Source organism: Streptomyces murinus, from assembly GCF_002154555.1.
Classification (GTDB): domain Bacteria; phylum Actinomycetota; class Actinomycetes; order Streptomycetales; family Streptomycetaceae; genus Streptomyces; species Streptomyces murinus.
Genome location: NZ_MUNF01000072.1, coordinates 1 through 19,906, shown reverse-complemented (window position 1 = coordinate 19,906; position 19,906 = coordinate 1). Strand labels below are relative to the sequence as shown.

The following is a 19,906-nucleotide window of genomic DNA, read 5'->3' as shown; positions in this document are numbered from 1 at the left end:
CCCTGACACGGACGCGCCGCCGCGCGGGCGGCGCGTCGGCGTCGTACGGACGCGCCGCCCGTGCCCTCGGCTATGCCGCGCGCAGGTCGATGACCGTGCGCAGCTTCCCGCTGGTCGCGGTGCGCTCGAACGCCTCCCTCGGCACCGTCTCCACGGTGAGGGCCAGCAGGCCCTCCGCCTCGGCGGATCCCAGCTCCGGCACCTCCGCCGCCAGCGCGCGGTGCGCGGCTCCGGGGTCGTCGGCGTACTGCTCGTCCAGGCGGATCGTCAGCTCCTCCCGGCCGGCGCCGGAGCGGACCACGAGCTGCACCTCGCCGTGGTAGGCGAGCCGCTCCTGCGCCGCGGCGACGACGCGCCGGTAGTTGAGGAAGTACGTGCCGACGCGTACGACGTCGCCGTAGCGGCCGAGCAGTTCCAGCCGGGGTACATGGCTGCCGCAGGCGCACGGGCCCTCGACGGCGCGCCCCAGGTCGCCGATCTCGTAGCGTTCCAGCCGCTGGCCCGCGCGTGCCCGGGTCGTGAACACCAGCCGTCCGGGTTCGCCGGGTACCACCGGCCGGTCGGCCCCCGGGTCGAGGATCTCCAGGGTGTGCAGGTCGGTCAGCACATGGTGGACGGAGCCGTCGGAGGAGGCGCACTGGTAGCCGAGCGGCCCGAGGTCGGTGCTGCCGTACGCGGCGGACCGGATCACCTCGACGCCGAACTCCTCCATGAGGACGCGGCGTTGCTCGCCGGTGAAGTGCTCGCCGCCGTAGAACACCGTGCGGATGCCGCCGTACGCGCGCAGCCGGTCGGCCTCGGCGTGGAACAGCTGCCACAGGTAGGACGGCATGCCGAACACGGTGTCCGCCCGGTGGGTGACCAGGGCCTCGGCGACCGTGGCGTGGTCGGGTCCGGCGGCCATCGGCAGCTGGGTGGCGTTCAGCCGCTCCAGGATGGAGAAGAAGCTGATGAAACTCCCGTACATCCCGCCGCAGTAGAACAGGTTGGCCGCGCGGTCCCGTGCCGGGTCGAAGCCGGCGGCGAGCAGCCCGTCGGCCGCGGCCCGCATCTGGTTGTCGTAGTCGTCGACGGTGAACACCGACAGCGCGGGCGCGCCCGTGGAACCGCCGCTGCGGAAGTACAGGTGGGCGTGGCGCGCGTCCAGTTCGGCCAGCGCGCGCTGTACGCCCTCCTTGCCGAGCAGCGGCGCGTCCGGGACCGGGGGCAGGACGGGTGCGGACACCAGGTCGTCCAGGCAGGCCACCGGCCCGAACTCCGCGTCCGCCGCCCGGACGCTCACCCGGCGGCTGTAGCGCTGGAGCGCGTACACGCCGTCGTGCGGCTCGCCCTCGTAGCTCTCCAGCATGGAGCCGACCGGGGTGACCCGGGTGACGCCGGCGGCGAACAGGGCGCGGGACAGCGCGGCCACGTCCGCCCGGCCGCCGCCGACGGCCGCGGTCTGGAGGTAGCGGCGCATGGGCCGCAGCGTTTCGGTGATCCGGTGCCGGGGCAGCGGCTTGACCCAGACGCTGCGGTGCAGCGGGGAGGCCGCGAGCGCGGAGCGGGTGTCCGCCAGCACCCGCCAGGAGCCGTCGTCAGCGGTGAACACCCGGGTGAGGCCCAAGTGCTGTTCGAGCCGGGCGAGTTGCTGCACGGTGGTGATCTCCGCCAGTTCGGCCGGGCCGGGCCGGGGCGCGGGGCGGGCGCCGGAGACCTTCGCGAGCCGCTCGGCGAACCGGCCGGCGAACGCGAAGACCTCCTCGGTGTCCTCGGTGTCGAGATAGACCACCTGCGGACTGGAGCAGGCCTGCTGTTCGAACCGGCAGACGTCCTCGGCCAGCGCGTCCAGCAGGCCGTCCTCGCCCGCCGCCGCGCGGGTCAGGTAGGCGAAGGAGATCCGGTGCCCCCAGGCGACGACGCGGCAGCCGGGCGGCGCCAGTTCACGCACCGCGTTCTCCGCCTCCTCACCGCCCCAGACCGCGATGGCGTCGGCCTGTCCGCACAGGGTCTCCAGCCAGTCGCGGCGCGCGGAGGGGAAGCGCAGGGCGATCACCCGCTCGGCGATCAGTCCGCTCGGGTCGGCCGCCGCGAGCGCGGCGAGCAGGTCGAGGGCGAGTGCCGTGTCCGAGCCGCTCGTCTTCAGGACGTTGACGTTCCCGGCGAGCAGGCCCTCCACGACGCTCAGCGGGGCGACGGCGGCCGCGTTGCCGGGCGCGATGTGCACCAGGAGCCCCACCGGCGCCCAGGACTCGAACACCGTTTCGCGGCCGTCCGGCCGGGTCAGGCGTTCCGGGCGCAGGCCGCCCAGTTCCCGGCGCAGTTTGCGTTCCAGTGCCTGCCGGGTGAGCGCGCCCGCCAGTTCGGCCAGCGTGGATCCGGCTTCCGCGGTGGTCAGGTGGGCCGCCAGCCGGGTGTGGAGGACGGAGCCGGGGTCGGCCAGGTCCGCGGCGACCGCCGCGCAGGCGCCGAGCACGACGTCGGTGGGTAGCGGGTGCTCCAGGACGCGGGCGGCCGTCTCCGGCAGACCGGCCAGCCGCCGTCCCGCCTCGGCGTCGTCGACGAACTCGCCCTGCCAGAGGTGGAGTACGGGTACGGAAGCGGTCACGACATTCCCTTCATCATTTCGGCGGCGGCGACCGCGCAACTGCGGTTGCGGCTCACCCCGGCACGGCCGAGCACGGTGAACCAGTCGGTGGACAGCGGGCAGGGGCATTCCTCGCCCGGATGCAGCGAGGCGAGGTCGCCCATGACGACGCTCTGCGCCGGTACGGAGGTGATGTACGGGCTGACCAGGTGCAGGAAGCCGGGTTCGCCGTACGGCAGTGGGCGCAGCGTCCCCGGGTCGCGGACCGCGGCGCGCGACCACACGGGGACGTGCAGCCGGTGGTGTGCGCACTCGACGTACGGCACGCAGTGCTCGACGGAGCCGAAGGTGTCGCGGACCGACTCGGCCGGGATGCCGAGGCGTTCGGTGACCGCGGCGCGGAACTCGTCCTTGCCGATCTGCCGGTCGGTGTGGCCCTTCCAGCCGCCGCCGAGCACCACCAGCGACCCTTCGGGCAGCCGCAGCGGGGCCATGCCCATGGCCTTCATCCGCTCCAGGGTGAAGTACAGGAACGCCGGGAAGCCGAGGATGCGGACCGGCGCGTCCTCGTCGGCGTAGCGCTGGAGCGCGGCGATGCAGCCGTGCACGTCGAACTCGTGGCCGGAGCCGGTGTGCCGCAGCGCGTGCGTGGTGTGCCGGGCGGGGGCGAAGTCGCACAGGTAGTTGTCGGTGAACGACGTGCCCAGTTTCAGCGATGGCGCGGGCTCGTAGCTGTAGAGCAGGTAGTTGACCGGCCGGTCGGGGGTGATCCAGCCGTAGTGGTCGAAGATCCGGGCGACCATGCGCTGGGCCGAGCGGATCGTCCAACGGTCGAAGAACATCTGGGACTTCTGGCCGGTGGTGCCCGAGGAGGTCAGGTGCAGGAACACCTCGTCGCGGGGGACGGAGAGCACCTCGTGGCGCTTGAAGAACGCGGCCGGCACCAGCGGGGTGCGCACTCCGTCGCCGACGGTGGGCGCCGGGATCTCGGGCTGCTCCTGGAGCAGGGCGGCGAAGAACGGGGACCGTGCGGCGTGCCAGGCGTTGGTCTCGGCCATGGCGGCGGCGAACAGCCCGTCGGCCTCGGCGCCGGTCGCGTACGGGTCCGCCAGGTCGCACAGGCGCTGCACCTGGCCGAGCGCCGCCGGGTCGGGGACCTCGACGGGAGCGAGATGGGGGTTCATCGGGACACCTCGTGAAGGGGCAGATAGGTGGAGGCCCAGGCGCTCAGATAGGCGCCGAGGTAGGGCTGGAGCAGCGGGCTCACGGCCGTCGTACGGAAGTCGATCTGCCGGCTGGTGCGGGAGAGCACCACGTAGTCGTGCAGCCGGTCGCCGACGCGCCGCATCGCCGGGTAGACCGCGCTCGGTACGAACCCGGAGGCCAGGAAGATCTCCAGGGCCTCGGTGTCGGCCAGCGGCAGCAGGGTCTCGGCGTAGTCGGCGCCGGCCCGGGTGACCGTGGTCATCAGCGCCTCCAGGGCGCCGGTCAGCGCCGCGGGGCGCGGGTGGACGGCCACGAGCGCGCAGCTGCCCGCCACCGGGTCGAGGTCGGCGTACGCCTCGAAGCCGCCGTCGGCCGCGACCAGCAGCGCGTTGGGGGTGTGCAGGGGGAAGAAGCGGTCGGCGGCGCGGGGGAACCGTTCGAGGAAGCGGCGCCGTACGAAGGCCGGGGCGGAGATCAGCTCGATCGGCTCGGCCCCGAAGGCCCGGCGCGGCGCGCTGTCGAGGGCGACGGCCCGTGCCGTGCCGGCGCAGTCGATGCCGATGCCCGCGGACGCGGCGGCCAGCAGCCCCGCGAGGCGCTCGGGCACGCGGTCCACGGGAGCCCGCCGTTCCAGCACGCCGTCGGCGTAGCGGGCGAAGAGCGCGAGGCTCTCGCAGCCGTCGACCTCGACGGCGTTGGGCAGCAGGCCGAGCGGCCGGAAGCCGTTGCGTACGACGACGTGCTGGGGGCCCTCGGTGACGACGCGCACGGTGGCGTAGAGCGAGTCGAGCACACCGGTGGCGAGGGCCGCCTCGCACACCGCGCCGGTCAGCCGGGAGGCCAGTCCGCCGCCGCGGTGCCCGGGGTGCACGGCGAGTCCGAGGAGTTTGCCGACGCGGCTGCCCGCGTCCGTCTGCACGACGGCGGAGCCGACGAGGTTCCCGCGGGGCGTACGGGCGGTGAGCCAGTGGGCGGAGCCGTCGGTGATCATCCGGCGCATCACGGCCGGGTCGCTGCCGAGCGGCACCGGGTAGCCGTGGCCGTACACGTCGAAGTACAACTGCCGCAGTTCGGCGATGTCCTGGACCGCCGCCGGGGCGAGGACGACGGTCATGACGTCTCCCCCGCCGGGGTGAGGTGCGCCGTCGTCGCCGTGTCGCCCGGGGAGGTGCGCGGCGTGTCGGGCCGCGCGCGGCCGGCGAGCCACCACAGCGCGAGCGCGACCGGGACCAGTCCGGCGCCCTGGACGAGGCAGAGCGCCCGCGCGCCCAGGTGGTCGCCGAGCGCGCCGAAGACGAGGGAGGACAGCGGGAAGGTGGCTCCGAGGAGGGCCTGCATGACCGCGAAGAAGCCGGGTTTGTCGGCCGTGGGCACCAGGCGCTGGAACAGGGCCACGAAGCGGACGCCGATCACGCCGACGCACCATCCGGCGATCGCCAGCGCGCCGATCGCCGTCGCGTGCCCGGCCCACAGGCCCGGCAGTCCGAGCGCCACGGCCATCACGGCCAGGCAGGCGCTGCCGACGGCGACGGGGCGCCCGGGTACGCGTGCCCCGGTGAAGGAGCCGACGAGGGTGCCCGCGCCGAGCGCGGCCTCCAGGGTGGCGACGGTCGTCCCGGTGGAGTGCAGCACCCCGCGGGTGTACAGCGGCATGACGACGTAGACGGCGGTGGTGAACAGGTTCGCCGCGGCGAAGCAGAGCAGCACGCGGCGGATGAACGGGAGCCCGGCCAGGATCTGGCGCAGCGTCCGGGGCGCGGACGGCGTGCCGTGCCGTTCTCCTCCGGCCGTAGAGCCGTCTTGCGGGTCCTGCGGCGCGTCGGACGTGCCGGTCGCTTGGCGGAAACGGGCCGAGGCGACCAGCAGGGCGGCGAGCAGATAGGCGGTGCCGCAGACGGCGACGACCGCCGGGAGGCCGCCCGCGTCGACCAGGAGCGGGCCGAGCAGGCCGCCGCCGAGTCCGGCCAGCGACTGGGTGGACAGTTCGAAGCCGGTGGCGGCCTCGATGTCGGCGTCCTCGACCAGTTCGGGCACCGATGTCGTCAGACACGGGTCGAACACCGCCTGGCAGGCGGCCAGCGCCAGGCCCACGGCGTACACCGCGGCCATGGGCAGATCACCGGCGTACGCCCAGAGCGCCACCGGTACGGCGACGGCGCCCGCCACGGCCGCCGCGACGGCCAGCACCGTGTGGTGCGCGTGGCGCGCAACGACACGGGCGACCACGGGGGCGAGCGCGACCGCGGGGAGGGTGCTCACCATCAGGAAGAGGCCCGACTCCAGACCGCGCCGCTCGCCCCCGGCGAAGCCGACGAGCCACCAGACCGCGCCCACCTGGAACATCCGGCCGGCGGCCTGGGTGAGGAGCTGAGCGGTCCACACCCGGCCGAAGGAGGGGTTGCGCAGCACCAGCGGCAGGCGCCGGCCGCGCGGGGCGGTCGCGCTCATGAGTGCGGCCGTTCGTCGACGACCCGTACCAGTTTCCCGGAACGGGAATTGACGGCGAGATCCTGGTGCCGTGCCCACTCGACGGTGAGCGGGTTCACGTGTCCGGCGTCCGCCGCGCCGGTGTAGGCCGGCCGCTGGGCGAGGACGGCCGCGGCCACGGCGGCTCCCAACGCGCCGTGCCGGTCGGTGGGTTCGCCGGTGGCGAGGCGCAGTACGAGGCCGTCGCGGCCGTCCTGACGGCGTATCACGAGCTGGAGCCCGGTGATCTCGTCCGCCGTGTCGGCGCCGCGCACGATGTCGTGCACGTCCTCGGTGTAGAGGGAGACGGGGCCGACCCGTACGCCCTCCTCGGCGCGGCCGAGGATGCGGAAGACGCCCGCCTCCCGGTCCACCCACTCCGCGCGGTCGCCGGCCGGATAGCGCAGCACCGGCATCAGCCGGCGGCGCAGATCCGTGACGACCAGGCGTCCGGGGACGCCGGTGTCCTCGACGGGCGCGTCCTCGTCGTCGAGGATCTCCACGGCCGTGTGCGGGACGAACGCGCGGTGCACCCGCGGGTCGCCGCCGGGTACGGCCTCGCCGAGGAGGCCCGCGTCGACGCTCGCATAGCCCAGTGAGCGTGCCTCGGCGTTCGGGAACGCCTTGCCGAGCAGCGGGAGTTGGTCGCCGAAGAGGCACTCCCCGCCGAAGAAGAGGAGTTCGACGTCGGGCAGGGTGCGGCCGGCCGCGGTGAGGCGTTCGGCGAGCGCGCACAGGGTGGTCGGGGTGCCGGCGACGACCTCGACGCGGAACTCCTCCAGGGTGGCCGCGGTGGATTCCCAGGGCGTCGCGCCGCCCAGCGGAAGCCGTACGTTGGCCACCGGGGAACGGTGCAGTGAATCCAGGATGAAGGTGAAACTCGCGTACAGGTCTCCGGCGTAGAACAGATCGGCCACTCGATGGCCCGGCCGCAGACCGGCGTTGACGAGTCCGGCGCCGAAAGCGGAGGTGAATTCCCGCCATTCCGTGCGTGTGTAGCAGGAGAACTTCGGGGATCCCGTGGTTCCGCCGCTGCGAAAGACGACGGCTTCCTGAAGTGGGGCCGTCAGCAGCCTGTTCTCACGGGGTGAGTTGGCCCGCCAGAATTCCGCCTGGGGCACGACCGGCAGGTCCGTGAGCTCGGTGACCTGGTCGGGGAGGTGCGAGTAAAGCTCTTGGTAGAACGGTGAGTTGAGGCGCGCGAAGCGTACCAGCTCCGCCAATGATTGAACGGGCATCAATTCCTGCTCGAAGAGGAGTACCCGTCGGCGGTTTATGGGCACGACGGGGGTACGGAGGATTCGGTCCACCCCGGAGGTCGGGCCGGAGGACCGTTTCATCAACCGCTGTCACTCAGCGTATCTCACCATTCGGAACGGGCTTGCATCAACGAGCCTTTCAGGCAAGGGGCTTGGCCCGGGGCGACGAATTCACGCCCCTTCCGGTTCCCGGCGGAGCGGAGACGGTGGTCACATGCCGACCCGATTCCATAAGGGATGGTTGGCCATGCCAAAAGGACCCTTTGCATGCGGGGCGGAGGCCGGCGGACAGCACAGCGCCGGGGACGCCGGGGCGACGGACCGGAGTGCGGCACGTACCCTTTGCGAATATTTGAACCGGTCGTCCCAGAGCGACGGTTGGGACGAGCGGGATCGGGGCCACGAGCCTCCGATCGCTCGCACTCATGTGCCCACTTGGGAGCGTCCGGCCCGCGACCTACAGTGACCGGTGGTCCGCCGCCGCTGCGCGGGGCGTTCACCGGGGTCCGCGGTTCGGTTCGGTGCCGAGGGAGGCCGTTCATGGCCAGCGAGTTTCAGGAGCGCAAGCTCAGGGGGATGTTCGCCGCGTTCGACGCCGACGGGGACGGCTGTCTGCGCGAGGAGGACTTCAGGGCGCTGGTCGCCCGCTGGAGCCGACTGCCGGCGGTGGGCCCGGGGACGGAACTGCGCGCGCGGGTCGAGAACCTTCTGATGGGGTGGTGGTCGGCACTGCGCGAGGCCGGGGGCGCCCGGGGAAGCGGGACGGTCGACCTGCCCGAACTGCTCACCGTGGTCGACAGACTGCCCGCGATGGCGGCGGAGGTCACCGCCACGGCGAACACGGTCTTCGACGCCGTGGACGCCGACGGGGACAGCCGCATCAGCCCGGAGGAGCACCGGCGACTCGTGGAGACCTGGAACGGGCGCCCGGTTGACCTGACGGGCATCTTCGAACTGCTCGACGCGAACGGCGACGGCCATCTCGACCGCGGGGAGTTCGCGCTGCTGTGGCGCCAGTTCTGGACGAGCGACGACCCCACGGAACCGGGCAACTGGCTCTGCGGCAGATTCACCGCCTGAGCGGAGCCACGGAGTCAGCCACGGAGACGGGGAATGCGCGGTTCCGTGACCGCCGCCCGCAAGCCTCGGCCTTCATGGTGGCGCCCGGCTTCACCCTCTTGCTGTCCGGGGTGTGCTCCAGCGGACCGTGGACCAGGCCCGCGTCGGGGACCGTCACCTCGGCAACACTCACCCGTTCGGACACCGGGCGATCCCGGCGGGGTTCGGAAAATCCCTTGCTCAATGGTCAAGAAACGTTGACCATTGCTGGCATGCCTACCGATGATCTTCCCGAGACGCTTCGCGTCAGCACCGACGAACAGCTGCGCGCCGTCTCCAACCTGACGCGTCACCGGATCATGGCCGTACTCCGCTTCGAGCCGGCGACGATCACGCAGATCGCCGAGCGGGTCGGCCTCGCGAAGGGGAGTTCCAGCTATCACGTGCGCCTCCTGGAGCGGGCGGGCCTGGTGAAGGTGGTGCGGACGCGGAAGGTGCGGGGGGTCACCGAGCGGTACTACGCGATGGCCGCGCGGTCGATCGTGCTGCCGGATCCGGGCGAGGGAGGGCCGGACGTACTGATGCGGCACGCGGTCGCGGACCTGGAGGCATCGCCGGTGGACGGCGAGCGGCAGGTACGGATGGCGCATCTGCGGCTCACCGAGGAGCAGTTCGCCCAGTTGGCGGCGCGGCTGCACGCTCTGGCGGACGAGTACCGGGAGCTGTCCGATCCATCGCTGCCGGACGCCTCACTCGTCTTCGCGCTGTTCCACCCGGCATCCCGCGCGCAGGCCGAAGGAGACGCCAAGTGACCGCGGACGTCGTGAAGTTGCCGACAGGGTTCGGGCGGCTGTGGACCGCGCAGACGATCTCCTCGCTCGGCGACGGAGTCACATATGCCGCGCTGCCGCTGCTCGCCCTGACATTGACGCGGGATCCGATGGCACTCGCCGTCGTCACGGCCGCGGGGACGCTGCCGTGGCTGCTCTTCGGCGTGCTCGGCGGCGCGCTGGTGGACCGCTGGGACCGCCGGCGCGTCATGTGGGCCGCGGACACGGCGCGTGCGGCGCTGCTCGCGATACCGGCGGCGGCCACCGTGCTCGATGTGCTGAGCATCGGGCTGCTCGCGGCCGTCGCCTTTCTGCTCGGCCTCGGCGGGCTCTTCTTCGACACGGCGGCCACGGCCTATCTGCCGGATCTGCTCCGCCGCGACCCCGCCCTCCTGGAGCGCGCCAACTCCCGCCTGCGCGGCGCCCAGACCGCCATGTCCGGCTTCGCGGGGCCGCCGGCGGGCAGCGCGCTGCTCGCGCTCGGACGTGCGGTTCCGCTGCTCGGCGACGCGGTGTCGTTCCTGCTCTCCGCGCTGCTCGTACGTACGCTGCCCGCCCTGCCCCGGCCGGTCCCGGAGGCCCACGAGTCGCTGCTGCGGCAGGCGCGGGCCGGGGCCTCGTACGTCTTCCGGGACCGGGTGCTGCTCGGGCTCGCGCTCCGCCCGGCGGTCGGGAACGTCGCCTTCCTCGCCGTGGAGACCGTCCTCGCCCTCTTCGCCCACGACCGTCTCGGCGTCCACACCTACGGCTTCGGCCTGCTGCTCACGGCGGAGGCCACCGGCGGACTGCTCGGCGCGGGTATCGCCTCCCGGCTCGGCCGACGGCTCGGCACCGGCACCGCGCTGACCTGTACGGCCACGGTCGAAGGCCTTGCCGTCCTCGGGCTCGCCTGCGCCCCGGACCCGTACGTGGCCGGGGTGGCGCTCGCCGTCTGCGGGGCCGGCATGGGGGCCACCATGGTGCTCGCGCCCTCCCTCCGGCAGGCGATCGTCCCGGCCCACCTCATGGGCCGGGTCGCCGCCACCTCCCGCATGCTGGCCATGTGCGCCGCCCCCGTCGGTGCCTTCCTCGGCGGCTGGCTGGCCACCGCCTGCGACATCCGTACCCCGCTCTACGCCGCCGCCGTCCTCCTCCTGGCGATGACGGCCGTCACGGCATCCATGACCAGCAATCGCCGGGTCGAAGCGGCGCTGCGTGCCGCGGCCCCGGCCGGCGGCCCAGAGCGTCCGGCGTCCGAGGTTCCCGCGCTGGAGAGTGCGACCGACTTGTTGTGACGCCTTCGCGGCCGGGCGGCACGACAAGTCGGGGGGCAGGTTCCTGCGGGGCGCGACGAGTGGCAGGGCCGGTCGGCCGCCCCGGCATCCCGCTCCCGGCGCTGTTTCCGTTGTCGGGCGCGGCACCGGCGCCCCGGGGTGCTCAGCCGCCCCAGATCGACCAGGACGTGGCTCCGTGGACGGACGCCAGTACGGCGAAGACGACCAGGTCGGCGATGCCGAGCCCCAGTCCGAGCAGGGCTCGGAACCGGCGGGGTGTGTCCCGGCGCAGGGCGATGACGGCGAGCACGATGGCGATGGGGCCGAGGACCAGGTTGAGGACGAGCAGTCCGAGTAGCCCCAGGACGAAGGAGGCCACCGCCATGCCCTCGGTGTCCCGTCGGCCCGTGTGCGCGGAGGGTGGTGCGGTCAACCGCATGATCAGGCCCTCCTCGTCCGGCCGCGCCGACGCCGCTCGCGTCCGGCGAACACGACGAGCCAGCCGACGATCACGGCACCGACCACCAGCGTGACGGGCCAGGGCAGGTAGGCGGCCGAGCCCAGGATGATGCCCAGCAGGAGCAGGGCGACGACCAGGAAGAGCACGTCTACCTCCTCGGTCCGACGGTGACGGTGCCGGCGATGGACGGCGCTTCGCCGTCATGTCCGTACGGCGGCCTCAGCGGCCGTTTCCTCAACGCGTTCATGTCATCGCCGGTTACCCGGGGGCACGCGTCTCACGCGCTCAGCGGCGCGACGGACCGGTCCGCAGGGGGAGCGTGTACCGCCGCTTTGTCGCATGCGGTCCGGCAAATTCCGGTGTCAGGGGGCGAGTTGGCCCGGCGGCACGGGGATGGGCGAGTCAGGCGAGTCGGGCCACTGAGCCCAGAGCGTCCGGCGGCGGTTCAGAAGGCGGTGATCTCGTTCGGCCGCGGGGTTCGGTGCTTCCCTTTCCGCTTCCGCTTCCGCTTCAGTGCAGTTGCTCGGCCAGTCCGACGATGATGCCCTCCGGGCCGCGGACGTAGCAGAGCAGATAGCTGTCCTCGAACCGGGCGATCTCGCCCAGGAGTTCGGCGCCGTGCGGGCGCAGGCGGGCGACGGTGTCCTCGATGTCGTCGACGGCGAACATGACGCGGTGCGTGCCCAGAACGTTGTGCGGTCGGTTGCGCGGTCCCGCGCTGACCGCCGCGGGGCTGCGGTACTTCGCCAGTTCCAGCCGACTGTGACCGTCAGGGGTCCGGACCATCGCGATGTCGCAGCGGACGCCGTCGAGTCCGGTGCACCGGTCGGCGAAGCGGCCCTCGACCTCCGCCCGGCCCTCCAGTTCCATACCGAGTTCCACGAAGAACGCGATGGCGGCATCCAGGTCGTCGACGACGATGCCGACGTTGTCCATCCGCTGAATCGCCATGATGGTCGCCCCTTCTTCGCCACCTCTGATGCCCCTGGGACGGAGCCGGTGGGCCGCAGGTTTTCCTCACCCCTGGTCGGCGGATCCCCCGACGAGTTCGATGAGCGGAGCCAGGATACGGGGCAGGTCGGCCTCCGAGCTGATGACCCGCTGGTCCTGCCAGGTGTACCGGTCCACGAACCATTGAACGTTCTCCGGCATGTCGCCCCTCGCTGTCACAGTCGAACGAGTTGTCGAACTTGATCGTACGGACGGCGTTCGCTCGACGGCCGGCGCCCTGCGGTGCCCGCGGCTTCAGTTGAGGTCGGTGGCGGGCTCGGTCGCGTAGCGGCTCATCGCGTCGATGTTGGCCTGGGCCGTCAGCGGGCGGCCGGAGGCGAGTACCGCCTGGAGGTCCCGGAAGTACTGCACGTACAGGTCGGGGGTGAACGTGCTGAGCATGACGGCGGGTTGGTCGGTCGGGTTGGCGAAGGTGTGCGGGGTGCCGGGCGGAACCATCACGAGTGTGCCCGCGCCGGCGTCGTAGTCCTCGTCCCCCACGGTGAACCGCACGGTGCCCGACAGGACGTAGAAGCCCTCGTCGTGTCGGGCGTGGCGGTGTTGCGGCGGTCCCTGGGTGTGCGGGGCGAGGACGGACTCGGCGATCGCGAGGCGGTGCCCGGTGCTGCTGCCGTCCTCCAGGATCCGCATGCGCGTGGTGCCCAGGACGATCACCTCGCCGTCGCCGGGCCCCGTCACCGACACGGCGGGGCTGGGCTGCGGCTCGCTGCTCTTCGCCTCTTCGGTCATGCCCACGAGTTCACCGCCGAGCCCCCGGGGCTGTCCAAGACCTGTCCTGCGACGCCGATACCTCACGGGTATCGTCGCAGCGTGGAGCTACGGACCTTGCGCTACTTCGTGGCGGTCGCCGAGGAACTGCACTTCGGCCGGGCCGCCACCCGGCTGCACATGAGCCAGCCGCCCCTGAGCCGGGCGATCAAGCAGTTGGAGGCCGACGTCGGCGCCCTGCTCCTCGTCCGCTCGCCCGCCGGTGTCACGCTCACTGTGGTGGGCACGGTGTTGCTCGACGAGGCGCGGGCCCTGCTCGACCATGCCGACCGCGTCCGGGTACGCGTGAGCGCGGCGGCCGGCGTCGCGACCATCACCATCGGCATCCTGGGCGACGGCACCGACCCGGGAGTGGCCAGGCTGGCCGCCGACTTCAGCCGCCACCACCCCGGCATCGACATCCGCGTCCGCGACACGGACCTGACCGACCCGACGTGCGGGCTGCGCGCCGGACTGGTCGATGTCGCCCTCACCCGGGCGCCGTTCGACGTGACGGCGCTGACGGCGCGTGCGCTGCGGACCGATCCGGTCGGTGTGGTCCTGCGCGCCGACGATCCGCTGGCCGACCGCGACGGGCTGCTGCTCGCCGAGCTGAGCGACCGCCGCTGGTTCCAGTTCCCGCAGGACACCGACCCGATCTGGCAGTCGTACTGGAACGGTGGCAGGCCGCGCGAGGGCCCGGTCGTGCGCACCGTCCAGGAATGCCTGCAAGCCGTGCTGTGGAACGGCACGGTCGGCCTGGCCCCGCTCGGACACGACCTGCCCACGGAGCTGGCCGTGGTACCGCTGACCGACATGCCGCGGAGCCGAGTGGTGGCGGTGTGGAACGAGGGTGACACCAACCCGTTGATCCGATCCTTCATCGAGATCGCGTCATCCGCGTACCACCGCTGAGCAACGACAACCGCCGGTGCTGGTTCGGCGTTTCCGTCCACGTGGTCCAGGAGTACGACCATGAGTGATACCGGTCCGGACGCCACTGTCATCGTGGGACTGCACGGGTCTCATCGTGGGACTGCACGGGGTGCTGGACCGGTATTCGCCCTCGCGGACCCGTCCGGCGCGGCCCGGCCGACCGGCACCGTCTCCGCCCTGCCGTCGGCGGATCTCGCCGCGCGGGCCGCCGGGATCCGCGAGGCGGCACTCGAACGCACGTACCGACACATGAGGGTCCAGCTGCTCAAGCCCGCCGAGACGACGCCCCCAGGGCTCGCCCGCCCTCTCGCCGGTGTGGTGCAGGCCGAGGGCTTGCGCCAAGCGCTCGCCTTCCCCTGCGACGTACGCGAGTGGTTCGGAGGTCTGACCCAGGATCACACCCGTCGTACACCCGGCGCGCCCGGGTGGAAGACGGCGGCTGCGGCCGTACGGCGCAGATCTTCCACCACGTCAAGCTGGTTGCGCGCGCGGTCGAGCAGATCGTGCAGCTGTGCCCCGTCCAGTTCGGTCCGTTGCGGAGCCAGTGCGAGCAGGGTGAGCCAGAGCAGGGACTTCCCTTCGATCCCCAGGCGCAGGGTCTCGAGTTCCATGACCGTGTCGAGGCCGGAGTGCCGGCGCAGGACGCCGTTGGGTTTCAGCCGGCGCAGCCGCTCCGCGGTCCACCCCGCGATCACCTTGTAGCGGTGGGCGGGTACGCCGAGCCCGTCCATGATCGTCAGGAGAGTCCGCCGGTCCTGGGCGATCTCGTCGGCCATGCGTTCCAGGAGGGAGGCGCGGGTGCCACGCCTGTGACGATGGGCCAGGTGCCGCGCGAGGCCGGCGCCGAGCGTGGCCCCGGCCAAATGGTCGTTCAGATAGATACCGAGTACGTCGTGTTGCACGGTCAGCCCTTCGCAGCTCTCCTGCCGAGTCCCCGCCCTCGGCGATCGTCCGTCGGACCCGTCGTCGCGGCGGCGCGGCGTGTCCGCACAGTCACCTGGACCGCTCTTCGGCACGGCGCACTCGGCGTAGCAGGTCGTCTACGACCGGTGGGCCCTCCCACCTGATCAGCGCCGGCCGTCGGGGTGCAGGATCACCTTGGTCCAGCCCTCGTCCCGGTTGTCGAAGTGCTCGTACGCCGACGCCGCCTCGTCCAGCGGAAGTTCGTGGGAGACGACGAAGCCGGGTTCGGCCCGGCCGCCGGCGATCAGGTCGCGCAGGGCGCGGTTGTACCGCTTCACGGGCGCCTGGCCGGTGCCCATGTGCTGCCCCTTGAACCACATCAGGCCGTAGTCGAAGGGAATCTTGCCCTCGGCTTCCAGCTTGCCCTGCGTCTTGGCGCCGCCCGGGTCCTCGGGCAGGAACACCCCGACCACGCCCAGGGACCCGGTGAAGCGGACACTGTCGATGAGCCCGTTCAGCGTGAGAGCGGCGTCCTCGTGACCTCCGGAATCGTGGGCCTGGTATCCGACGCACTCGCAGCCGTTGTCGGCACCGAGCCCGAGGGTCGCCTCCTTGACGACCTCGGCCGGATCCTCACTGCTCGTGTCGATCGCGATGGCACCGATCTCCTCGGCCTTGCGAAGGCGGTCCTGGTGGTGGTCCGCCACCCACACCCTTCCGGCTCCCTTGAGGATCGCCGAGTACGCGGCCATGAGACCGACGGGCCCGGCGCCGTAGACGATGGTCTGGTCTCCCGGGCCGACACCGGCCATCTCGGTGGCGTGGTAGCCCGTCGGGAAGATGTCGGCGAGCATCACGTAGTCCTTCTGCCGCTCCACCGCGTCCTCGCCCAGCCGCAGGGCGTTGAAGTCGCCGTAGGGCACCCGCAGGTACTCGGCCTGACCGCCCTGGTAGGGCCCCATCTCGGCGAAGCCGTAGGCGGCTCCGGCGAGCGCGGGTTCCGGCTGCATGGTCAGGCAGTAGTTGGTCAGGCCCTTCTCACACTGCTTGCAGAATCCACAGGCGATATTGAACGGCAGTACGACGTAATCCCCGACCTTCACCTTGCTGACGGCGGAGCCGACCTCCACCACCTCGCCGAGGTTCTCGTGGCCGAGGCTCCGGCCCGTCTCGAACGACGTACGCCCCTCGTACATGTGCAGGTCCGAACCGCAGATGTTGGTGGTCGTGATCTTGACGAGGATGTCGCAGGGGTGCTCGATCTTCGCGTCCGGCACGTCCTTGACCGTCACCGTACGCGGTCCTTCGTATACCGCGGCCTTCATGATCACTCCCTTCCTTCTCCGGCGGTCCTACCCACCGGACGACGGACAAGCCGGCACTGCCGTCCCTGCCGGGTCCCCACCCGCGTTTCGGACGAAACGGGCCAGGAAGACCGAGACCTCGCTCGTGCCGTGCGGAAGGCTCCGGCCCGGGACAGCCCCCCGCCGCTCTTCCGCGCCGCTTCGACCGGCTTCTGGATCAGCGGGGGGCCGTCCGCCCTGGCCGGCGGCGAGTCTCCGAGCCGCCCCTCCGACGAGCCTCCGGGCCGCCCCTCGCGTACTCGTGCGGCCGAAAGGGAGGGTATGTCGCTCGGGGTCGGGGGAACACCGCACGGGTATGAGGTCGAATCACGACGAAGCACCTGTCCTTGACGCACTCGCCCGGTATCACGATGCCGACGAGCTGGGCTTCACACCACCGGGTCACAAGCAGGCGCGGGGCGCGGACCCGCGTGCGCGTGCCGTGCTGGGGGACGCCGTCTTCCACGGTGACGTCCTGGCCAACGGGGGTCTGGATGACCGGCTGGCCCGCAGCCGGGTGCTGGAACGTGCGGAACAGCTGATGGCCGACGCCGTGCATGCCGAGCACACGTTCTTCTCGACCTGCGGCAGCTCGTTATCGGTGAAGGCCGCCATGCTGACGGTGACCTGTCCGGGCAGCCGGCTCCTCGTCGGGCGCGACGCGCACAAATCCGTCGTCGCCGGGCTGATCCTCTCGGGCGTCGAACCGGTCTGGGTGGAACCCCGATGGGATGCCGGCCGGCACATCGCCCACCCGCCCTCCGCTGCCGCTTTCGAGGAGGCTTTCGCCCGCTGCCCCGACGCCGACGGAGCCCTTGTCACGAGCCCGACCCCCTACGGATCGGCGGCAGCGCTCCAGGACATCGCCGACGTCTGCCACCGCCGCGGCAAGCCACTCATCGTGGACGAGGCATGGGGTGCGCACCTTCCCTTCCACGACGCGCTGCCGGCCTGGGCGATGGACGCGGGCGCCGACGTCTGCGTGACCAGCATCCACAAGATGGGCAGCGGCCTGGAACAAGGGTCCGTCTTCCATCTCCAGGGCGACCTCATCGACCCCGCCGAACTGGCCTCACGCGCGGACCTGCTCGGCACGACCAGCCCCAACGCCCTGCTCTACGCGGGGATCGACGCCTGGCGCCGGCAGATGGTCCAGCACGGCCGCGAACTCATCGGCCACGCGCTCGACCTGGCCGGCCGCGTCCGCTCGGAGATCGAGTCGATCGCCGGCATCCACGTGAACGACGCCGCCGACTTCTGCGGTCCTGGCCTCGCCGCCGACTTCGACCCTCTCCCGGTCGTCATGGACATCCACGACCTGGGCACGAGCGGATACCGGGCGGCCGATTGGCTCCGCGAACACCATCACATCGACACCCATCTCTTCGACCACCGCCGCATCAGCGCGCAGCTCACCCACGCGGACGACACCGAGACCGCCCGGCGCCTGCTCACCGCCCTGCGCGATCTGGCCGCCCACGCCGCGGATCTGCGGGACGTCCCTCACGTCGCCGTCCCCTCCCCCGCCGACCTGCTGATGGACCAGGCCCAACTGCCACGCGACGCCTACTTCACCGGGCACGAGAAGGTGCCCACGGACGAGGCGGCCGGCAGGATCGCCGCCGAGATGATCACCCCGTACCCGCCCGGCATCCCTGTCGTCCTGCCCGGCGAGCGCCTCACCCAGCCCGTCCTCGACTATCTGACCACCGGAGTCGCGGCCGGCATGTTCCTCCCCGACGCCGCCGACCAGCGTCTGAAGACCGTACGCGTCGTGCGCCGGCGGTGACCTGGACCGGATCCCGGTGCTCCCTGCCACCACCACGTTCGGCGGCGGACGGAGAACCTCGAATCGGACGAGCGGCGACGGTCAGGCCCTCGGCTTCGCCGGCCGGTGCGGACCATGTACTGGATCTTGAGACCACGAGCAGGCCATGGCAGGCTCGTGCCGCGTGATCGATGAATTCGCGAAGGACAGCCTGCACGGAAGACTGCGGCGGGACCGCAAGGCGCTGCTCTGGAAACTCGACGGCTTGTCCGACTACGACGCCCGCCGGCCTTTGACGGCGACCGGTACCAACCTCCTCGGCCTGGTCAAACACGTGGCCACCGTCGAGGCCAGGTACTTCGGCGAGGTCTTCGACCGCCCTTCCCCGAAGCCGCTGCCCCGGTGGCAGGACCACGACGGCAGCGATCTGTGGGCGGCCGAGGACGAGAGCCGCGATCAGATCGTCGGGTTCTACCGGCGTACATGGGAACACTCGGACGCGACGATCGACGAGCTTCCCCTCGACGCCCCCGGCCATGTGCCGTGGTGGCCCGAGCCCCGTCCCAACACGAACCTGTTCGCCGTCATGGTCCATGTCCTCGGCGAGTCCATCCGGCATGCCGGGCACGCCGACATCCTGCGCGAGGGCCTCGACGGCAGGACCGGGGTGCGCGCCGAGAACGAGCGGCCGATCGACGAGGAGGCCCGTGCGGCCTACCGCGCGAAGATCGAGCGGGCCGCCAGGTCGGCCGCACCCATCAAGGCGTGAGCCGCCGGGCATCAGATCCGCGACCCCGTGCGACCGGCGGGTGGTGGCCGAGGAACGGGGGCCGGTCGTCATCTGGTTGAAGTCCGGCTCGAAGACGGTCGCGGGCTTCGTGCAGCCGGGGCCGGGGCAGGAACGCAGACATGCATTCCTCTCTCGGACGTATCGGAACACTCCTGGCGGCCCCGATCGTCGCCCTCGGCCTGGTCACCGCCGGCCTCACCATCGGTGCCACCCCCGCGTCCGCCGAAGTCTTCTGCGGGTCCCACTCCGTGGACGGCGCCATCTGGACCGAGTACACCCAAACCCCCGGCGTCCAGCGGTCGTTGGGCTGCCCCACCACCGATGAACTCGGCGCCCCCGACGGCGTCGGCCGCTTCCAGGCCTTCGACAACGGCTCGATCTACTGGACCCCCGACACCGGCGCACACGCCGTGTGGGGCGCGATCCGCCAGCACTGGGCCGACCTGGGCTGGGAGCGCGGCTACCTCGGCTACCCCCTCACCGACGAGATCACGAATCCCGACGGCTACGGCGTCCGCCAGCAGTTCCAGGGCGGCACCATCTACTGGAGCCAGTACAGCGGCGCCCACGCCGTCCACGGCCTCACCGGCTGGTGGTGGGGACAGAACGGATACGAGAGCGGTTTCTACGGCTACCCGACGTCCGACGAATTCAACGAGAACCACGTCGGAGGCGGCGAAGACAACAACACGGGCGTACGGCAGAACTTCCAGTCCGGGCGCTACATCCTGTACAGCGGCGGCCAGTCCAACGCGTTCGAAAGCTGCCACACCGCTTGCATCGGCTACGGCGGCATCACCAACACGAAGTGGGTGAAGAAGACCGAGGTCTACATGAACCTGGCGGACCAGAACAAGCGCTCCACCCATGTCACCCCGACCGACGCCGCGTTCGCGAGCACGTCGAGCTCGGACACCGCTTCCAGCGACTCGGCGGACGACTGGAAGCAGGTCTGGTCCAACACGCTCATGTTCCCGCACGCCACGGAGGGCGAGATGCACTCGACGTACGAGCAGCTGTACTGCCACGCGTCGTACTCCTACCCCAACGGCGACGGCGGCCACTGGGGCGGTGCGACCTGGGACCTGGAGGCCTGGCACTACGACATGGTCCCCTACGACGCGAGCAAAGCACTCCAGACCGGATGCAACTGGGGAGAGTAGCCCCCCCGCCTGCCCCACGTCCCCGTGGACGACGTGCGGCACCGGGGGGGATGATCAGTCGAGGCCCCGCACGATGTGGGTGTCGTCCGGGTCGTCGGGGTAGCCCGCGAGGTGGAGGGGGCGGGGAGCGAGCCACAGGCCGCGTG

At 71.6% G+C, this 19,906-nt stretch carries 19 protein-coding genes; 7 read left to right on the top strand and 12 right to left on the bottom strand.

Annotated features, from left to right (window positions below; all coding sequences use genetic code 11):
- Positions 1-70 precede the first annotated feature (70 nt).
- From CCN72_RS05755 to CCN72_RS05735, 5 genes are read right to left on the bottom strand one after another with little or no spacing between them, the layout of a single operon-like run.
- Positions 71-2,587, bottom strand: a complete 2,517-nt coding sequence (locus CCN72_RS05755; RefSeq protein ID WP_244174138.1) for an acyl-CoA reductase — start codon at positions 2,585-2,587, stop codon at positions 71-73.
- On the bottom strand, positions 2,584-3,750 hold the full coding sequence (locus CCN72_RS05750) for a LuxE/PaaK family acyltransferase (RefSeq protein WP_086806588.1): 1,167 nt from the start codon (positions 3,748-3,750) through the stop codon (positions 2,584-2,586). Before CCN72_RS05750 ends, CCN72_RS05755 begins: the two co-directional genes overlap by 4 nt.
- Entirely contained in the window at positions 3,747-4,886 is a 1,140-nt protein-coding gene (locus CCN72_RS05745) for a GNAT family N-acetyltransferase (RefSeq protein ID WP_086806587.1), read from the bottom strand. Before CCN72_RS05745 ends, CCN72_RS05750 begins: the two co-directional genes overlap by 4 nt.
- Complete coding sequence (locus tag CCN72_RS05740) at positions 4,883-6,220, bottom strand: MFS transporter (protein ID WP_086806586.1); 1,338 nt, start codon at positions 6,218-6,220, stop codon at positions 4,883-4,885. Before CCN72_RS05740 ends, CCN72_RS05745 begins: the two co-directional genes overlap by 4 nt.
- Positions 6,217-7,476, bottom strand: coding sequence for a phenylacetate--CoA ligase family protein (locus CCN72_RS05735; protein ID WP_086806585.1), 1,260 nt, complete (start codon positions 7,474-7,476; stop codon positions 6,217-6,219). Before CCN72_RS05735 ends, CCN72_RS05740 begins: the two co-directional genes overlap by 4 nt.
- Positions 7,477-8,037: 561 nt before the next feature.
- Here CCN72_RS05735 and CCN72_RS05730 point away from each other — a divergent pair.
- From CCN72_RS05730 to CCN72_RS05715, 3 genes are all read left to right on the top strand, one after another.
- Entirely contained in the window at positions 8,038-8,577 is a 540-nt protein-coding gene (locus CCN72_RS05730) for an EF-hand domain-containing protein (protein WP_086806584.1), read from the top strand.
- A gap of 251 nt (positions 8,578-8,828) precedes the next feature.
- Entirely contained in the window at positions 8,829-9,368 is a 540-nt protein-coding gene (locus CCN72_RS05720) for an ArsR/SmtB family transcription factor (protein WP_086806582.1), read from the top strand.
- Positions 9,365-10,660: an MFS transporter gene (locus CCN72_RS05715; RefSeq protein ID WP_208637926.1), complete on the top strand. Its 1,296-nt coding sequence runs from the start codon at positions 9,365-9,367 to the stop codon at positions 10,658-10,660. Before CCN72_RS05720 ends, CCN72_RS05715 begins: the two co-directional genes overlap by 4 nt.
- A gap of 142 nt (positions 10,661-10,802) precedes the next feature.
- Here the strand turns inward: CCN72_RS05715 and CCN72_RS05710 are convergent, their stop codons facing one another.
- The 5 genes from CCN72_RS05710 to CCN72_RS05695 form a co-directional block, all read right to left on the bottom strand.
- Positions 10,803-11,078 (bottom strand): hypothetical protein, encoded by a 276-nt coding sequence (locus CCN72_RS05710; protein WP_037652113.1) that lies wholly within the window; start codon positions 11,076-11,078, stop codon positions 10,803-10,805.
- Between the two features lie 2 nt (positions 11,079-11,080).
- Positions 11,081-11,245, bottom strand: a complete 165-nt coding sequence (locus CCN72_RS39530) for a hypothetical protein (RefSeq protein WP_037652110.1) — start codon at positions 11,243-11,245, stop codon at positions 11,081-11,083.
- Positions 11,246-11,609: 364 nt separating this feature from the next.
- On the bottom strand, positions 11,610-12,050 hold the full coding sequence (locus tag CCN72_RS05700; RefSeq protein ID WP_086806581.1) for a VOC family protein: 441 nt from the start codon (positions 12,048-12,050) through the stop codon (positions 11,610-11,612).
- Positions 12,051-12,116: 66 nt separating this feature from the next.
- Positions 12,117-12,251: a hypothetical protein gene (locus tag CCN72_RS41360; protein WP_269820427.1), complete on the bottom strand. Its 135-nt coding sequence runs from the start codon at positions 12,249-12,251 to the stop codon at positions 12,117-12,119.
- Positions 12,252-12,344: 93 nt separating this feature from the next.
- Positions 12,345-12,839 carry a cupin domain-containing protein gene (locus CCN72_RS05695; protein WP_208637925.1) on the bottom strand — a complete coding sequence of 165 codons (495 nt, stop codon included), beginning with the start codon at positions 12,837-12,839 and terminating at the stop codon, positions 12,345-12,347.
- 81 nt (positions 12,840-12,920) lie between these two features.
- Here CCN72_RS05695 and CCN72_RS05690 point away from each other — a divergent pair, with 81 nt between their 5' ends.
- The gene (locus tag CCN72_RS05690) at positions 12,921-13,772 is read left to right on the top strand and encodes a LysR family transcriptional regulator (protein WP_244174137.1); all 852 of its coding nucleotides are present in this window, start codon (positions 12,921-12,923) and stop codon (positions 13,770-13,772) included.
- Between the two features lie 416 nt (positions 13,773-14,188).
- Here the strand turns inward: CCN72_RS05690 and CCN72_RS05680 are convergent, their stop codons facing one another.
- Together CCN72_RS05680 and CCN72_RS05675 are read right to left on the bottom strand one after the other, a co-directional pair.
- A complete protein-coding gene (locus tag CCN72_RS05680; RefSeq protein ID WP_086806578.1) occupies positions 14,189-14,695 on the bottom strand; it encodes a hypothetical protein in 507 nt (168 codons plus the stop codon).
- A gap of 165 nt (positions 14,696-14,860) precedes the next feature.
- Positions 14,861-16,021 (bottom strand): glutathione-independent formaldehyde dehydrogenase, encoded by a 1,161-nt coding sequence (locus CCN72_RS05675; protein ID WP_085568303.1) that lies wholly within the window; start codon positions 16,019-16,021, stop codon positions 14,861-14,863.
- A 334-nt stretch (positions 16,022-16,355) separates the two neighbouring features.
- On the opposite strand from CCN72_RS05675, the gene CCN72_RS05670 reads away from it, so the two are divergent.
- From CCN72_RS05670 to CCN72_RS05660, 3 genes are all read left to right on the top strand, one after another.
- Positions 16,356-17,828: an aminotransferase class I/II-fold pyridoxal phosphate-dependent enzyme gene (locus CCN72_RS05670; RefSeq protein WP_086806577.1), complete on the top strand. Its 1,473-nt coding sequence runs from the start codon at positions 16,356-16,358 to the stop codon at positions 17,826-17,828.
- 163 nt (positions 17,829-17,991) lie between these two features.
- Complete coding sequence (locus tag CCN72_RS05665; RefSeq protein WP_086806610.1) at positions 17,992-18,576, top strand: DinB family protein; 585 nt, start codon at positions 17,992-17,994, stop codon at positions 18,574-18,576.
- Positions 18,577-18,716: 140 nt separating this feature from the next.
- Positions 18,717-19,760 carry an LGFP repeat-containing protein gene (locus CCN72_RS05660; protein ID WP_086806576.1) on the top strand — a complete coding sequence of 348 codons (1,044 nt, stop codon included), beginning with the start codon at positions 18,717-18,719 and terminating at the stop codon, positions 19,758-19,760.
- The last annotated feature ends 146 nt before the right edge of the window (positions 19,761-19,906 follow it).

Excerpts from the sequence above, each read along its gene's own strand:
- CCN72_RS05750 (WP_086806588.1), bottom strand. The coding sequence starts at position 3,750 with ATGAACCCCCATCTCGCTCCCGTCGAGGTCCCCGACCCGGCGGCGCTC.
- CCN72_RS05745 (WP_086806587.1), bottom strand. The coding sequence starts at position 4,886 with ATGACCGTCGTCCTCGCCCCGGCGGCGGTCCAGGACATCGCCGAACTG.
- CCN72_RS05740 (WP_086806586.1), bottom strand. The coding sequence starts at position 6,220 with ATGAGCGCGACCGCCCCGCGCGGCCGGCGCCTGCCGCTGGTGCTGCGC.
- CCN72_RS05735 (WP_086806585.1), bottom strand. The coding sequence starts at position 7,476 with ATGCCCGTTCAATCATTGGCGGAGCTGGTACGCTTCGCGCGCCTCAAC.
- CCN72_RS05730 (WP_086806584.1), top strand. The coding sequence starts at position 8,038 with ATGGCCAGCGAGTTTCAGGAGCGCAAGCTCAGGGGGATGTTCGCCGCG.
- CCN72_RS05720 (WP_086806582.1), top strand. The coding sequence starts at position 8,829 with ATGCCTACCGATGATCTTCCCGAGACGCTTCGCGTCAGCACCGACGAA.
- CCN72_RS05710 (WP_037652113.1), bottom strand. The coding sequence starts at position 11,078 with ATGCGGTTGACCGCACCACCCTCCGCGCACACGGGCCGACGGGACACC.
- CCN72_RS05700 (WP_086806581.1), bottom strand. The coding sequence starts at position 12,050 with ATGGCGATTCAGCGGATGGACAACGTCGGCATCGTCGTCGACGACCTG.
- CCN72_RS41360 (WP_269820427.1), bottom strand. The coding sequence starts at position 12,251 with ATGCCGGAGAACGTTCAATGGTTCGTGGACCGGTACACCTGGCAGGAC.
- CCN72_RS05695 (WP_208637925.1), bottom strand. The coding sequence starts at position 12,839 with ATGACCGAAGAGGCGAAGAGCAGCGAGCCGCAGCCCAGCCCCGCCGTG.
- CCN72_RS05675 (WP_085568303.1), bottom strand. The coding sequence starts at position 16,021 with ATGAAGGCCGCGGTATACGAAGGACCGCGTACGGTGACGGTCAAGGAC.
- CCN72_RS05670 (WP_086806577.1), top strand. The coding sequence starts at position 16,356 with ATGAGGTCGAATCACGACGAAGCACCTGTCCTTGACGCACTCGCCCGG.
- CCN72_RS05660 (WP_086806576.1), top strand. The coding sequence starts at position 18,717 with ATGCATTCCTCTCTCGGACGTATCGGAACACTCCTGGCGGCCCCGATC.